Source organism: Streptomyces deserti (assembly GCF_054782695.1).
In genome coordinates, this window is the sequence record NZ_BAAGRZ010000003.1 from 295,171 (window position 1) to 308,289 (window position 13,119).

Sequence of the window (13,119 nt, forward strand, 5' to 3'; positions counted from 1 at the left end):
ACCCGGACCGCTCACTCTAGCGGCCGGTCACGTGACCCGTTCCGGTGAACGACCGGGGCACGGGCGGCAGAGCCCGTCGACAGGCGGCCGACGGCGCGCTCCCTCCCCGGCGCCCCCGGCCGGGGCGGGCCGGGGGCCTTCGTGGCCGGTGGTGGCCGCCGGAGGCGCGGCGAGGCGGACGGGCTGCTCGCAGCCGCGAGGGGGTACTCGGTCAGGGAGACGACCGAGCGTGCGGCGTGCCGACACTCCGTCGCGGCGTCCTTGCCGGAGGACCTACGGCGGCGGATCCTCGGACACGCGCGAGGCCCGCACGAGTGAGGGAGCCGGCATGACCACCGACGCCACCGACACCACAGGCACCACGGTCACCGACGAGGTCGTGCGCAGCCTGCGCGGCACGGCCGACCCGCGGCTGCGGGAGCTGCTCACCGCCCTGGTCCGCCACCTGCACGCCTTCGCACGCGAGACGCGGCTGACGCGCGAGGAGTGGGAGCGGGCGATCGGTTTCCTGACGGAGACCGGGCAGGCCTGCACCGACACCCGGCAGGAGTTCATCCTGCTGTCGGACGTACTGGGGCTGTCGATGCTGATCGAGGAGCTCCAGGGCGAGGCCGCCCCCGGTGCCACGGAGTCGACGGTCCTCGGCCCGTTCCACATGACCGAGTCGCCCGTGCGTGACTTGGGCGCGAGCATCGATCTGGTGGGTGGCGGGGAGCCGTGTGTGGTCGACGGCCGGGTGCTGTCGGACGACGGTGCCCCGCTGCCGGGCGCGGTGGTGGACGTGTGGCAGGCGAACGGTGAGGGCTTCTACGACGTGCAGCAGCCGCGGGTCCAGCCGCCGGGCAACGGGCGGGGCCTGTTCACGGCGGACGCCGAGGGCCGGTTCTGGTTCCGCACGTGTGTGCCCAGCCCGTACCCGATCCCGGTCGACGGCCCGGTCGGTACGCTGCTGAAGGCCACCGGCCGTCACCCCTACCGTCCCGCCCACATCCACTTCATCGTGTCGGCCGAGGGACACCTCCCGGTCACCACCCATGTCTTCGTGGCGGGCGGCGAGTATCTGGACTCCGACGCGGTGTTCGCGGTCAGGGAGAGCCTGGTCCAGGACTTCGCGTACACCGATGATCCCGCGCGGGCCCGGGAGTTCGGCGTTCCGAACCCCTTCCGGTATGCCCGCTTCGACCTCGTACTGGAGCGCTCATGACGGACGTCCTCGACTTCTCCTACGAGGCGCTGCCCACCCGGGTCGTCTTCCGGCCCGGTGCCGCCATCTCCGCTACGCCCGGCGAGGCCGAGCGGCTGGGGCTGCGGCGGCTGTTGGTGGTGTCCGGCAGCCACGGCGCGGACCCGGCGCGGGCCGTCGCCGACGCGCTGGGACCGGCCTGCGCGGGCCTGCACGCCGAGGCGCGTACGCAGGTGCCCGTGGAGGTCGCCGACCGGACCGTGGAGGTGGCGCGCGCGGCGGGCGCCGACGGGTGCGTGGCGGTGGGCGGCGGCTCGTCCATCGGGCTGGGCAAGGCGGTCGCCCTGCGCACGCGTCTGCCGCTGATCGCTGTGCCGACGACGTACTCCGGCTCGGAGATGACCCCCGTCTGGGGCCTGACCGAGCACGGCGTCAAACGCACCGGCCGCGACCTGTCGGTCCTGCCGCGCAGTGTCGTCTACGACCCCGAGCTGACCCTTTCCCTCCCGGTGGCGCTCTCCGTCACCAGCGGCGTCAACGCCGTCGCGCACGCCGTCGAGGCGCTGTACGCCCCCGACACCTCACCCCTGGTCGGCCTGATGGCCGAGGAGGGCGTACGGGCCATGGTGCGGGCGCTGCCCGAGGTGGCCACCGACCCGGAGTCCCTGGCCGCGCGCGGCCGCGCCCTGTACGGGGCCTGGCTGTGCGGCACCTGCCTGGGCGCCACCACCATGGGCCTGCACCACAAGCTGTGCCACGTCCTGGGCGGCACCTACGGCCTGCCCCATGCGGAGACCCACACCGTGCTCCTGCCGTACAGCCTCGCCTACAACGCCCCGGCCGCACCCGAGGCGCTCACGCGGCTGGCCCGTGCCCTCGAGGCGGACGACCCCGCACTCGCCCTGTGGGAGCTGACCGGCCGCCTGGGCGCACCCCGCTCCCTGGCCCGACTCGGCCTGTCGGAGGGGGACTTGGCGACGGCGGCCGCCCAGACGGCGGGCAATGCCTACGCCAACCCGCGCAGGGTCACCGTGGACGGTGTCCTGGCCCTGCTGAGGGCGGCGTACGAGGGCACGGCACCGTCCAGCCGCTGAGCTTCATGGCACAGCCCTCCTGAGTCCTGCCGTGCGGGAGCCCGTCCGAGCACCGGAGAGCAGGCCAGGCGGCACGCGCTCGCACAGCTGCGGCAGGCGATCCTGCACGGCGACATGGCGCGGGCGAGCGGGAACGGGCGGTCAGGCCGTAGACCTCACGGGCCCGCGCGTCGTCCGAGCCGTCGTAGCCGTGGTCGGCCCCGCGCACGTCATGGTGCTCGACGAGCGAGCCCGCCTCCCGCAGCCGGTCGGCGTAGCGCACGCCCTCGGCCCTTAGGCAAAGGTGGCCAGATGTCGGTCAGGTCTCCGTGTGAGGTAGGCTTGACCTGCGCGATCACACGGGCCGACCGTGTGCGGCGCACCGGGACGTGGCGCAGCTTGGTAGCGCACTTGACTGGGGGTCAAGGGGTCGCAGGTTCAAATCCTGTCGTCCCGACCGGTGAAGAGAGCAGGGCAGGGGCCGTACCGGAGCAGTCCGGAACGGCCCTCGTCCGTTCCGGGCCACTCGAATACGGGCTTCGGGATCGGCCTGTTGGCCGTGGCGGGGCTGCTGTGGACCTGGTGCGCGTGTCTTGAGCCATCTGCCGTAGGCGTTCGCAGGGGTCTGGCCGGTGCGACCACCCGTACGGCCACCCGCCACCCCCACTCCGGCGGTCGTCCGCCTGCCCCTCATCCGCCGAGCGCACCTGCCCGTCGGCCCGGGCCTCAACCGGTCACTTCGGCCAGTCCAGTTGGTGCTCGGGCGTCCCCACCGACCGGCCGTAGGCGATCGCTTCGGCGCGGCCCGCCGCGTCGCCACGCCGGTGGCGGAAGCCTTGCCCGAGCGCTATGGGCAGACACCTGCCGGCGCCCCCTGAGCCTCAGGAACGGAAACCGATGACCCCGAAACCGGGCCGCGCCTCGGCGTAGCGCATCCAGTCGAGACACTGCATCACGGCCTCCACCACCTCCGGCTCCAGCGGCGGGGCGTGGTTCGCCGCCTTCGTCGCCTCGAACTGTTCCAGCGCCCGCGCTATCTCCTCCGGCGTCCACGCGCCGCAGCCCGGGGTGTGCGTGTACGGCAGGGGCTCGGGCAGGCCGTCGTAGCCGAAGTCCGCCACGGACACCGCCGTGATGCGCAACGCCCGCAGCCCCTCGTCGACCACCGACAGCCAGTCGCCCCGGTGCGGGGTGAAACGGTCGTTGGGCAGGAAGGAGCCGGTCAGTTCGCACAGCCGCTTGTAGGCGTAGCCGTACTGGAAGGCGTGGTCCTTGTCCTCGCTGAACGGCCCGCCGTGCACGACGGCCCGCAGCGCCTCGTACGCCGTGGGCGCGCCCTGCTCGATCTCGTGGCGGAAGTAGTCGTCGTCGTGGGCCAGTTGGTCGCCGAAGGTGTCGCGGATGACCTGGAGAAGCTGCTCGTCACCGGATCCGACCAGGGCGCGGGTGGCGGCGACGTCCAGCAGATACACGCTCAGTGAGGAACTCATGCCCCGAACTTATCGGCCGCCACTGACAACGCGGCCTGCCGCGAAGCGCGCTGTGGCGTGGTCGGGGACGTCACCCTCCCCCGAAGGGTGACGTCCCCGACCGCTCCCCCGGCGCCGGACAGTGGTCCATGCGTCCGCGTGCGGCGGGTCCGTGCTGTCACCAGCACATGACCGCCGTCTCACCCGAACCCCAGGCGGAGTACAGGCGCACCCGGACGAAGTAGCGGCGGCCCCTGACGAGTCGGGCCCTGATCGTGGCGTTGTGCGGGGTGCCCCCGTCGTCCTGCCCGGCGAGGTAGCGGGGCTCGCCGTCCCGTTCCTCGAAGACCACGACGACTGTGTCGCTGTCGCCGAAGGTGCCCACGGTGTACTCGCGGGTCTTGGTCGGCTCGACGGTGAAGTCGGCCTGCTCGCCCGGGCCGAGCCGGAGCGGCACCGAGCGGAACGGCACCAGCGCCGGCGGCCGGGGCGTACCGGTCGACGGGTACCAGCGCAGCGCGAACTCCTTGTCCAGGGCCGAGAGGGTGCCCGGCGGGCGGACGCCCGCCCGGAACTGCTCCGGCTCCAGGATCAGCCCCGACGCGAACGGATACTCCATGATCGACTGCGGATCCCAGACCGAGCCGTTGACCTCGCGCGGGTCCAGCTTGCGCAGGATGTTGTGGAACGTCGTCTCCCGGTCCCAGAAGTTCGGCGGGCCCGCCAGGTCGGCGTACACGGCCTCGTCGTCCCAGTGGATACCGGCGAACGGGCTCTGGTGCTCGTGCAGCATGCCGAGCGCGTGCCCGATCTCGTGCAGGGCCGTCCCGCGCTCCCCGGGCGCGGTCAGGTCCCAGCCGAAGTTCATGGTGCGGTCGTTCTGGCCGACCCGCAGGGCGTCCCTGCCCACCGTCGACCAGGAGCCGTCGCCGAACTGGAACCCGATGCGCAGCTCGGCCTCCGAGCGGTCGTCGACCTCGGTGAACGTCACGCCGACACCGAGGCCCTGCCACTGAAGGAAGCACCCGCGCACCACGTCCCGCTGCTCCGGGGCGCCCGCCCACGACACCCGGCGCAGCTGCCCGGTCCCCGGCACGGGGATGACCGACCCGTCGCTGTCGTCGTCGAAGAAGTAGTAGTGCACAACGGTGCCGTTGACCCACATGCGCCGCCCGCCCATGAGTGCGCTGAGCCGCTCGGCGGCCAGCCCCGGTGCGAAGACGGGCGCCGGCTGCCGCGCGAGGGAGCAGTAGCGTGCGGTCATGGGCCTCAGGTTGCCCTCCGGCCGCGTACGGGCGCCTGAGTCGGGGTCTACTCAAGTCGCCCTGTATCAGGAGTGAGTATGCCGACTCCTGTTGTCGTGATGACTTACGAACGGGACGCGACGACGCTGGAGCTGCCCTGGCCGTTCACCGGGCGCGAGGACGAACGGGAACTGGTCCGCCGGTCCCTGGCCGCCGGACGCCCCGGCCTCGTGGTCACCGGCCCGGCCGGCTGCGGCAAGACCCGCCTGGTCACCGAGGCCGTGCGCGGCACCGGCTGCGCCCGGGCGGCGGGAACCCCGCAGACCCGGCAGATCGCCTTCGCCGCGTTCGCCCACCTGCTGCCCGAGACCGTCACCCTGCACCGCGCGGTCCAGCTGCTGTCCGGCGTACGGCTGCTGCTGGTCGACGACGCGCACCTGCTCGACGACGCCTCGGCCGTCCTGGTCCACCAGCTCGCCGTGCACGGCCGCACCCGCCTGCTGGTCGTCGCCACGGACGGCGCCCCGGTGCCCGACGCGATCTCCCGGCTGTGGACCGGGGAGCTGCTGCCGCGCCTCGCGCTGGAACCGCTGCCCCGGCAGGACACCGCGCACCTGCTCTCCGGCCTGGAACCCCTCACCGTGAACCGGCTGCACCGCCTGTCCCAGGGCGACCTGCGGCTGCTGCGCGAACTGGTGGGCGCGGTGCGGGAGCATGGCCTGCTCACCCGGGTCCCGGACACCGACGAGTGGGCCTGGCGTGGCCCGGTGCCGCTGACCGCGACCGTCCGCGAGCGCGCCGCGGCCGTCCTGGCCCGGAACCGCCCCGAGGAGCGCGAGACGCTCGACCGCCTCGCCTTCGCCGAACCCCTGCCGCTCGGCCTGGACGACCTCGACGCCCTGGCCCTGGAACGCCTGGAGGCGGACGGCCTGGTCCGCGTCGACGACCCCGGCTCCGTCCGGCCGGCGGCCACCCCCACCGCCGCCCGCCTCGCCCACCCGCTGCACGGCCCGGTCCTGCGGGCCGCGGCCGGCCGTCTGCGCGCCCGACGGCTGGCCCGCACCCCGCAGGAGTGCGGACCGGCCCTCGACGCCGAGGCGACCGCGCTGACCCGGCGCATCGAGGAAGCCGACGTACGGGCGATGCCGGCTCCCGTGGGGGAGTGGCTCGTGGCGGAGGGCGCGCCGGTGCCGCCGGGGTACGCGGCCCTGCGCGCCCGGTTCGCGCGGCTGCGCGGGGAGGTGCGGGAGGCCGCCGCATGGGCACGGGAGGGGCTGCGGGAGGCCGCGGGCGATCCGTCCTGCCGGGCCGAACTCGCCCTCGCCGCCGCCCAGTCGGGGGACGTGACGACGGCGGGGAGCCCGGCGGCGGCCGTGTGGGCGGCGGCCGCACGCGGTGACGTGGACGGCGCCCTGGAGGCGGTCGCCGACGACCCCTATGCCGCCGTACGCCTCGGCGCCCCCGAGAAGGTCATCGACCGGCTCTCCGGCGTGTTCGCCGAGCACGCCGACGCGCTGACCCGCGCCGACGGCCCCGCCCTGGACCGGGCGGCCGAAGAACTGGAGCGACGCGGCTTCCTGCTGTTCGCCGCCGAGGCCCACGCCCAGGCCGTCCGCGCGCACCGCGACCCGCACGCCGCCCGCACCTCACGCACGCGTGCCGTCGCCCTCGCCCGGCGTTGCCAGGGCGCCCGCACCCCGGCGCTGTCCGGGCTGGTCCTCGGCGAACTCACCGCCCGCCAGCGGCAGATCGTCACCCTCGCGGCAGCGGGCCTGAGCAACCGGGAGATCGCCGAACGCCTCACCCTGTCGATCCGCACCGTCGGCAACCACCTGTACGGCGCGTACGCCCGGCTCGGCGCCGGCGACCGCGGCGCCCTGCCCTGGCTGACGGCACTGCCGGACGCGCAACCGGCCTGAAGACTTCGGGGCGGCCTGACCCGCGCAGGGGACGGGTCAGGCCGCCCCGAACGCCGAGAACGCCCACCCGGTGGCCTGGTGCAGCGCGTCGCCCGGCAGGGCGGCCCGGGCGTCGCGCAGCGCCTCCGCCAGGGACAGGCCCGCGCTCAGCCCCTTGTGCAGCGCGAGCATCAGCGGCACCACCGCCGCGTCGTTGACGGGGGCGCTGCACGCCACCACGCCCGCCGTGCCGAGCGGCAGCAGCGCGGTGACCAGGCCGAGCAGTTCGTCGGCGCCGACCGAGGCGAACCGGGCCGTGTCACAGCAGGACAGGATGATCCGGTACGGGCTGCGGTCCAGGCGCTCGAAGTCGTGGACGACGATCGGGCCGTCGGCCATCCGCAGCGAGGAGAACAGCGGGCTGTCCGCGCGGAACGTGCCGTGCGCGGCGATGTGCGCCAGCGCGGCCCCGTCCAGCTCCTCCAGCACGCGCGGCACCCGCGCCTCGTCGTGCTCCAGCACAGTCGCGCAGCCGTACCGGTCGGCCAGTTCGGGCACCTCCGCGCCGCCGGTCGCCAGGCCCGGCCCGCGCACCAGCACATGGCGGCCGTCCGGCGGCGGCGCGGTCTCCCGGGCGCGCAGCCAACTGCTCGCCGACGGCGACACGCTGAGCACCCGCTCCCGCAGCGACGGCAGCAGCGCCCACGGCACCCGGTGCAGCCGCCCCGGCGGTACGACCACCACCGGGCCGCCGCCCAGCCGCGCCGCGGCCGGTCCGAGCAGCAGCTCCTCCAGACGACGGCCCGCGGCCTCCACCAGCGGAAGCCGGGCCTCGGCCCCCGGGTGGGCCAGCCGCCGCAGCCCGGCCTGCACATGCTCGGCCTCCGTCTCCGCCTCGGCGAGCAGCCCGGCCTCGAACCGCCGCACCCGCCCCTGCCCGCACAGCAGCACCTGCACTCGCCCGTCGAGCACGGCGAGTTCCACCAGCCGTACCTCGTCGCCCAGCCGCTCCAGCAGCCTGCCGACGTCGAACCCGCCCCCGCCGCCGGGCGCGTCACCGCGCATGTGCAGGGTCCGGGAGCGGATCTCCCGCTCCAGGCGCCGCTGTTCACGCTCCAGCGCCGGCACCGGACGGCCCTCCATCCGGGCGGCCTCCGCACGCGCCGCGATCTCCCGGAACGCGGTCAGGCCGCTGAGCAGCGCCGGGTCGGCCGGCGGCCGGGTGGGCGGCGCGGACAGCACGGTGGCCCGCCAGCGCTCGCTCCACCCCAGCAGCCGCCGCGGTCCGCCCGAGGCGAGGCTCGCCCGCTGGGCCAGCGCGGCCAGTTCCGCGCCCTGCTCGGTGGCGCGGGCCCTGAGCTCCGAGGCGCCCAGCGTCACCCGGTGGTCGTCGAGCACGTCGAGGCCGCGCCGGCAGGCTTCCAGGACACCCCGGGTGGAACCGGCTGCCTGCGCCCGCAGCGCCTGTGCCGCCCAGCCCGTCATCCGGGCCAGCGGCGGCCCGCCGCGCCTGCTGCGGGCGGCGACGGCCAGATGCCGCTCCGCGTCCGCCGTCCAGCCCAGGCCCAGCGCGATCCGCCCCGCCAGCAGCGACGCCTCCGGCGCGGCGGGCGCACCGAAGGAGGCCAGCTTCTCCGCCACCGCCGCGGCGTCCGCGACCAGCCGGCCCGAGGCGCGCCCGGCCGCGTGCCGCGCCTCGATCAGCACCAGCCGGGCGTGCGTCTCCCACCAGGTGCGCCGCTGCCCGGCGAACAGCCGCACGGCCAGGGCCGCACGGGCGATCGCCGTGTGCGGATCGCCCGCCGGCCGGGCGGCCCGCGCGGCGGCCAGCAGCAGCTCCGCCTTGCGGGTGGACTGGCCGCCGATCCCGTCGAGCACCTTGATCGCCGTATCCGCCTCGGCCAGCGCCTCGGGGGCCAGCCCGGCCGCCATCAGCACCTCGCAGCGGCGGATGTTGAGCATGAACGTCGGCGTGCCGAGCTCGGCGTAGCGCGCCTCGGCCTCGTCGAGCAGCTTCAGCGCCGCCGGGATGTCCCCGGAGCGGAACGCGGCCAGCCCCCGGCTCTCCACCGCGTCGGCCTTGTCGTGCTCCTGGCCGGTGGTGTCCCACAGCGCCTCGGCCGCCGCGAAGTCGGCCTCCGCCCGCTCCACCGCGCCGAGCGCCAGATGCACGGTGGCGCGCAGGGTCAACGCCCGCGCCGTCCAGATCACGTCGTCCGCCTGCCGCAGCACGGGGATCGCCCGCCGTACGTCCTCCAGCGCCTCCCGGTGATGGCCCAGCACCCACCAGACGTACGCCCGCCGGAACAGCACCCGCGCCCGGGTGTGGCCGCCGCCCCGCGCGACGCCCCGCTCGAAGGCGGCCAGGCCCTGCCGGGTGCGGCCCGCGTGCACCAGCGCCACACCGAGGGTGGCCAGGACGTCCGCCTCCCGGTCGGCCGACTCCGCGCGCGCCGCGAGGTCCCGGGCCCGCCGCAGATGCGTCAGGGCGAGCCGCAGGTCGCCGAAGTCCCGCTGCCAGATGCCGATGACCTGGTGCGCGACGGAGGCGTGCAGCGGTGCGGGATCGGCATCGAGCACCTCCTGTGCCCTCGCCAGAGCCTCGCCCGGGGCGGCGAACACCATCGGCAGCAGTTCGAGAACCGAGTCGCTTCCCGCTGTCACCCCACGGATGGTAGTGGCCCCGGAACCGACCACACAGGTGTGGCGCTGTATCAAACGACCGCCTCGCGGCTCTGATAAGCGACCGCCGCGGCTCTGCTCGACGACCGTGGTCATCAACGGGAGGACACGCATGGCACCACAGCGATTCCGGGAGCAGTTCGACCACATCCAGCGCTCGATGCCGGACGTTCCCCTGGCCATGGGGCCCGACGACTCCGCCGATTTCCTCTATGAGAAGGGCGTCGTCCTCGTCCGCGACGGCGAGGACGCCCGCATGGTCGAGGACACCGTACGGGCCTACTTCACGGCGGCACCCGACCTGAACCAGGACCGGGTGCGCCGGACGAGCCCCGAGACCAACCGCACGGGCGTCACCCGGATCCAGGTCGGCGACCCCGGCGAGGGCGGCGCGCTGGGCGACCCGACCGTCGCGCACGCGCTGCGGGCCGTGCGGGAGCGGGAGGACCGGGCGAGCCGCCGACTGGTCAGCCGGAACCACGTGGTGCACATCGCCCCGGTCAACGCCTGCCCCGGCGACGAGCCCGTGCCCGCCCCACGCACCGAGGGCACCAACCCCTCGCCGGACGGGGCCCGCCACGACCCCGAGACCGCGGTCGGCGTCCTGGTCATCGACACCGGCCTCCTGCACGACTGCCACTCCTGCCCCCAACTCGCCAACGTCGAAGGCGACTTCGCGGTCGAGGAGACCGATGCGAACGGCATGCTCAAGCAGTACGTCGGACACGGCACGTTCATCGCCGGGATCGTCACGGCCGTCGCCCCCAACACCGATGTCACCGTGCTGGGTACCCTCAACGACGTCGGCGCCATCCTCGAGTCCGAGTTCGGCGCGAAGCTCTTCGAGGCCGTCGACCGGCACGGCTGGCCCGACGTCATCAGCCTCTCCGCGGGCACCAGCAACGGCCGCACCGACGGCCTGCTCGGCATGGACGCCTTCATGGCGGAGCTGCGCCGGCAGCGCACCCTGCTCGTCGCCGCGGCCGGCAACAACGGCAGCGCCAGCCCCTTCTGGCCCGCCGCCTACGCCGACCTGCCCGGCTACGAGCACAGCGTGCTCTCGGTCGGAGCGCTGCGCAGCGACGGCGAGTTCGGCGCCTGCTTCAGCAACCACGGCCCCTGGGTCAAGGTCTACGCCCCCGGCGAGCGCCTCACCAGCGCCCTCACCGGCTTCGACACACCGGTGCCGTACGTGTACCAGCACTCCACCTACGACGCCTGCCGGTACGACTTCACCTACGCCTGCACCTGCCGGCACCCCCGGCACACGGGTGTGCTGAGCGACGCGGACGCCGCCGCCAAGCCGGACCAGGTGATGTTCGAGGGGTACGCGCAGTGGAGCGGCACCTCCTTCGCCACCCCGGTCGTCGCCGGCATGGTCGCCGCCCACATGACGGCGCACAAGGAGGCCGACCCGCGCGCGGCCCGGCGCCGGCTGCTCGCGGAGCACACCGACCTGGTGGAGGTGCGCGGGGCGCACGTACCGGCGCTGCGCCCGCCCACCTGGCGCCCGGTCCCCGTCGAGCTGCCGTCTCCCGGGGCATGAGGACCGAAGCCGCCCCCTCCACGGCGTACGATGACGTGCCGTACACGAGGGGTGGGACCGTGGATCGTAGTGATGTCGGCGCACTCGTCCAATCCGCCGCCGACGGGGACGCGGCGGCCTGGAAAGCGCTGGTGGAAGGGCTGAGCCCGCTGGTGTGGTCGGTCGTGCGCGGCCACCGGCTCTCGGAGGCCGACGCGCACGAGGTCTACCAGACCGTGTGGTTCCGCTTCGCCCAGCATCTCGGGCGGATCCGCGAGCCGGACAAGACGGGGTCGTGGCTGGCGAGCACGGCACGCAACGAGTGCCTGAAGGTGCTCAAGAACGCGAGGCGGCTGACCCTCACGGACGATCCGCAACTCCTCGACCGGGTCAGCGAGGACGGTACGCCGGAACAGTCGCTGCTCGACTCGGAGGAGGCGGCCGCCCAGAGCGAGCGCGTCAGGCGGCTGTGGCAGGAGTTCGAGGAACTGGGCGAGCGGTGCAGGCAGTTGCTGCGCGTACTGATGGCCTCACCGCCGCCCAGCTACCAGGAGGTCTCCGCCGCGGTCGGTATCGCGGTGGGCAGCATCGGGCCGCTGCGCCAGCGCTGTCTGCGCAGGCTGCGCGCCCGGCTCGAGGCACGGGGGACGGTATGAGCGGCATGAACGACATGAACGACACGAGCGGCGACGTCCCCGGTGACGACGCCTTCGACGAAACGCCCTACGACGACGGGGACTTCGACGCCGATCTGCTGGAGGAGGAGCTCCGGCAGGCCGCCGCCGTGCTGGACCCGCTGCCGGCCCAGCTGCAGCAGATCGCCGTCGAGGCGTACGCGCTGCACGACCTCGACGCCCGTGTCGCCGAGCTGACCTTCGACTCGCTGGTCGACGCTATCCCGGTCCGGGGGGCGACGGACGCGCCGCGGATGCTGACCTTCCGCGCGGGCGAGGTGACCGTCGACGTCGAGGTGACCGCGCAGGGCCTGATGGGGCAGGTACTGCCGCCGGGCCCGGCCCGTATCGAGGTGCTCAGCGGCCCCCACGCGGGTGCGCCGCTCACCGCCGACGACCTGGGGCGTTTCACCGGCGACAGCCCGCCCTCCGGCCCGTTCGCCCTGCGGCTGCGGACCGGTGGGGAGGTGGTCGTGACGGAGTGGCTGCGCGCCTGACGGCCGGGATCAGCGGGAGACGGCGTCGACCAGGGACGCCAGCGCCGCACCGAGCCGGGAGAGCCCGGGCCCCGCGGGCCCGCCCGGCTCGGTCATGTACGTGTCCCGGCGGATCTCCACCATCAGCGCGCCGACCCGCGGCTGCGTCCCGTAGAACTCCAGCGGCACATAGGCCCCGCTGAACGGGCTGTCCAGCCCGGTCTCCCCGCAGGCGGCGAAGGCCTCCCGTGCCGCGGCGAGCAGCTCGGGCGGCGTGTGGAAGGAGTCCGTGCCCAGACAGACCGGCGGCCGCGGCCCCTCGCCGTGCAGCTCGTACGGCAGCCGGGCGCTGGGATACGAGTGCACGTCGACGACGACGGCCCGCCCGGTGGCCGCCAGCCGGTCCGCCACGGCCTGCGTCATCGCCCGCGCGTAGGGCCGGAAGTACCGCTCGATCAGCGGCTCGGGGTCGAAGCCGTCGGGGCGCAGGACGGTGCGGTGCGTGGTCCGCGTGTACACCGCGCCCATCCCGACGGCCAGCATCTCCTCCCGCTCGTCCGGAAACCGCTCCGGGTCGACGACCAGCCGCGACAGCCGGTTGACGAACCGCCAGGGCGTGGCCCCCGCCGCCTCGGCCGCCACCTCGGCGATCTCGGCCGTGTGCGCGTCGGTGATGTGGTCCAGCTCCCGCTCCAGCGCATGGTCGTCGAGCACGATCCCGGCCCGCACCTCGGCCGGTATCTCCCGCGCCGAGTGCGGCACATGCAGGATCACCGGCGAGTCGTCGGCGCCGGGCAGCAGCTCGAAGGACGGTGCGGCAGGGGTCATGGGGCGGCTCCCGGGGCGTTGTCAGTGGCGTGATGCATGATCAAGGTGCCACATCGAGCACCGGGAA

General features: G+C 74.4%; 10 protein-coding genes and 1 tRNA gene. 7 read left to right on the top strand and 4 right to left on the bottom strand.

Features of this window, described 5'->3' with window-relative positions:
* The first annotated feature begins 328 nt into the window (after positions 1-328).
* The 3 genes from ACYVMZ_RS09635 (at position 329) to ACYVMZ_RS09645 (ending at position 2,713) form a co-directional block, all read left to right on the top strand.
* A complete protein-coding gene (locus tag ACYVMZ_RS09635; RefSeq protein WP_461077647.1) occupies positions 329-1,204 on the top strand; it encodes a dioxygenase family protein in 876 nt (291 codons plus the stop codon).
* Positions 1,201-2,277, top strand: coding sequence for a maleylacetate reductase (locus tag ACYVMZ_RS09640; protein ID WP_461077649.1), 1,077 nt, complete (start codon positions 1,201-1,203; stop codon positions 2,275-2,277). The genes ACYVMZ_RS09635 and ACYVMZ_RS09640 overlap by 4 nt, the downstream gene beginning before the upstream one ends.
* Positions 2,278-2,639: 362 nt before the next feature.
* Positions 2,640-2,713, top strand: a tRNA-Pro gene (locus ACYVMZ_RS09645).
* 424 nt (positions 2,714-3,137) lie between these two features.
* Here the strand turns inward: ACYVMZ_RS09645 and ACYVMZ_RS09650 are convergent.
* Both ACYVMZ_RS09650 and absR1 read right to left on the bottom strand, forming a co-directional pair.
* The gene (locus ACYVMZ_RS09650) at positions 3,138-3,746 is read right to left on the bottom strand and encodes a DUF7691 family protein (protein WP_461077651.1); all 609 of its coding nucleotides are present in this window, start codon (positions 3,744-3,746) and stop codon (positions 3,138-3,140) included.
* A gap of 157 nt (positions 3,747-3,903) precedes the next feature.
* Positions 3,904-4,989 carry a beta-glucuronidase AbsR1 gene (gene absR1, locus ACYVMZ_RS09655; protein WP_461077653.1) on the bottom strand — a complete coding sequence of 362 codons (1,086 nt, stop codon included), beginning with the start codon at positions 4,987-4,989 and terminating at the stop codon, positions 3,904-3,906.
* Between the two features lie 99 nt (positions 4,990-5,088).
* On the opposite strand from absR1, the gene ACYVMZ_RS09660 reads away from it, so the two are divergent.
* A complete protein-coding gene (locus ACYVMZ_RS09660) occupies positions 5,089-6,888 on the top strand; it encodes a LuxR family transcriptional regulator AbsR2 (RefSeq protein ID WP_461077655.1) in 1,800 nt (599 codons plus the stop codon).
* A gap of 36 nt (positions 6,889-6,924) precedes the next feature.
* Here ACYVMZ_RS09660 and ACYVMZ_RS09665 read toward each other — a convergent pair whose 3' ends face one another.
* A complete protein-coding gene (locus ACYVMZ_RS09665) occupies positions 6,925-9,492 on the bottom strand; it encodes a CHAT domain-containing protein (protein WP_461077852.1) in 2,568 nt (855 codons plus the stop codon).
* A gap of 169 nt (positions 9,493-9,661) precedes the next feature.
* Between ACYVMZ_RS09665 and ACYVMZ_RS09670 the strand changes: the two genes are divergently transcribed.
* The 3 genes from ACYVMZ_RS09670 to ACYVMZ_RS09680 are packed head-to-tail and all read left to right on the top strand — an operon-like array spanning position 9,662 to position 12,245.
* Complete coding sequence (locus tag ACYVMZ_RS09670) at positions 9,662-11,095, top strand: S8/S53 family peptidase (protein ID WP_461077657.1); 1,434 nt, start codon at positions 9,662-9,664, stop codon at positions 11,093-11,095.
* Entirely contained in the window at positions 11,092-11,730 is a 639-nt protein-coding gene (locus tag ACYVMZ_RS09675) for an RNA polymerase sigma factor (RefSeq protein ID WP_461077659.1), read from the top strand. Before ACYVMZ_RS09670 ends, ACYVMZ_RS09675 begins: the two co-directional genes overlap by 4 nt.
* Positions 11,727-12,245, top strand: coding sequence for a hypothetical protein (locus ACYVMZ_RS09680; protein WP_461077661.1), 519 nt, complete (start codon positions 11,727-11,729; stop codon positions 12,243-12,245). Before ACYVMZ_RS09675 ends, ACYVMZ_RS09680 begins: the two co-directional genes overlap by 4 nt.
* 9 nt (positions 12,246-12,254) lie before the next feature.
* Here ACYVMZ_RS09680 and ACYVMZ_RS09685 read toward each other — a convergent pair whose 3' ends face one another.
* The gene (locus ACYVMZ_RS09685; RefSeq protein WP_461077663.1) at positions 12,255-13,052 is read right to left on the bottom strand and encodes an N-formylglutamate amidohydrolase; all 798 of its coding nucleotides are present in this window, start codon (positions 13,050-13,052) and stop codon (positions 12,255-12,257) included.
* Positions 13,053-13,119 lie beyond the last annotated feature (67 nt).

Bases quoted from the DNA above. Each gene is read 5' to 3' on its own strand.
- ACYVMZ_RS09685 (WP_461077663.1), bottom strand. From the start codon at position 13,052: ATGACCCCTGCCGCACCGTCCTTCGAGCTGCTGCCCGGCGCCGACGAC.
- ACYVMZ_RS09665 (WP_461077852.1), bottom strand. From the start codon at position 9,492: ATGGTGTTCGCCGCCCCGGGCGAGGCTCTGGCGAGGGCACAGGAGGTG.
- ACYVMZ_RS09640 (WP_461077649.1), top strand. From the start codon at position 1,201: ATGACGGACGTCCTCGACTTCTCCTACGAGGCGCTGCCCACCCGGGTC.
- ACYVMZ_RS09650 (WP_461077651.1), bottom strand. From the start codon at position 3,746: ATGAGTTCCTCACTGAGCGTGTATCTGCTGGACGTCGCCGCCACCCGC.
- absR1 (WP_461077653.1), bottom strand. From the start codon at position 4,989: ATGACCGCACGCTACTGCTCCCTCGCGCGGCAGCCGGCGCCCGTCTTC.
- ACYVMZ_RS09680 (WP_461077661.1), top strand. From the start codon at position 11,727: ATGAGCGGCATGAACGACATGAACGACACGAGCGGCGACGTCCCCGGT.
- ACYVMZ_RS09675 (WP_461077659.1), top strand. From the start codon at position 11,092: ATGAGGACCGAAGCCGCCCCCTCCACGGCGTACGATGACGTGCCGTAC.
- ACYVMZ_RS09670 (WP_461077657.1), top strand. From the start codon at position 9,662: ATGGCACCACAGCGATTCCGGGAGCAGTTCGACCACATCCAGCGCTCG.
- ACYVMZ_RS09660 (WP_461077655.1), top strand. From the start codon at position 5,089: ATGACTTACGAACGGGACGCGACGACGCTGGAGCTGCCCTGGCCGTTC.
- ACYVMZ_RS09635 (WP_461077647.1), top strand. From the start codon at position 329: ATGACCACCGACGCCACCGACACCACAGGCACCACGGTCACCGACGAG.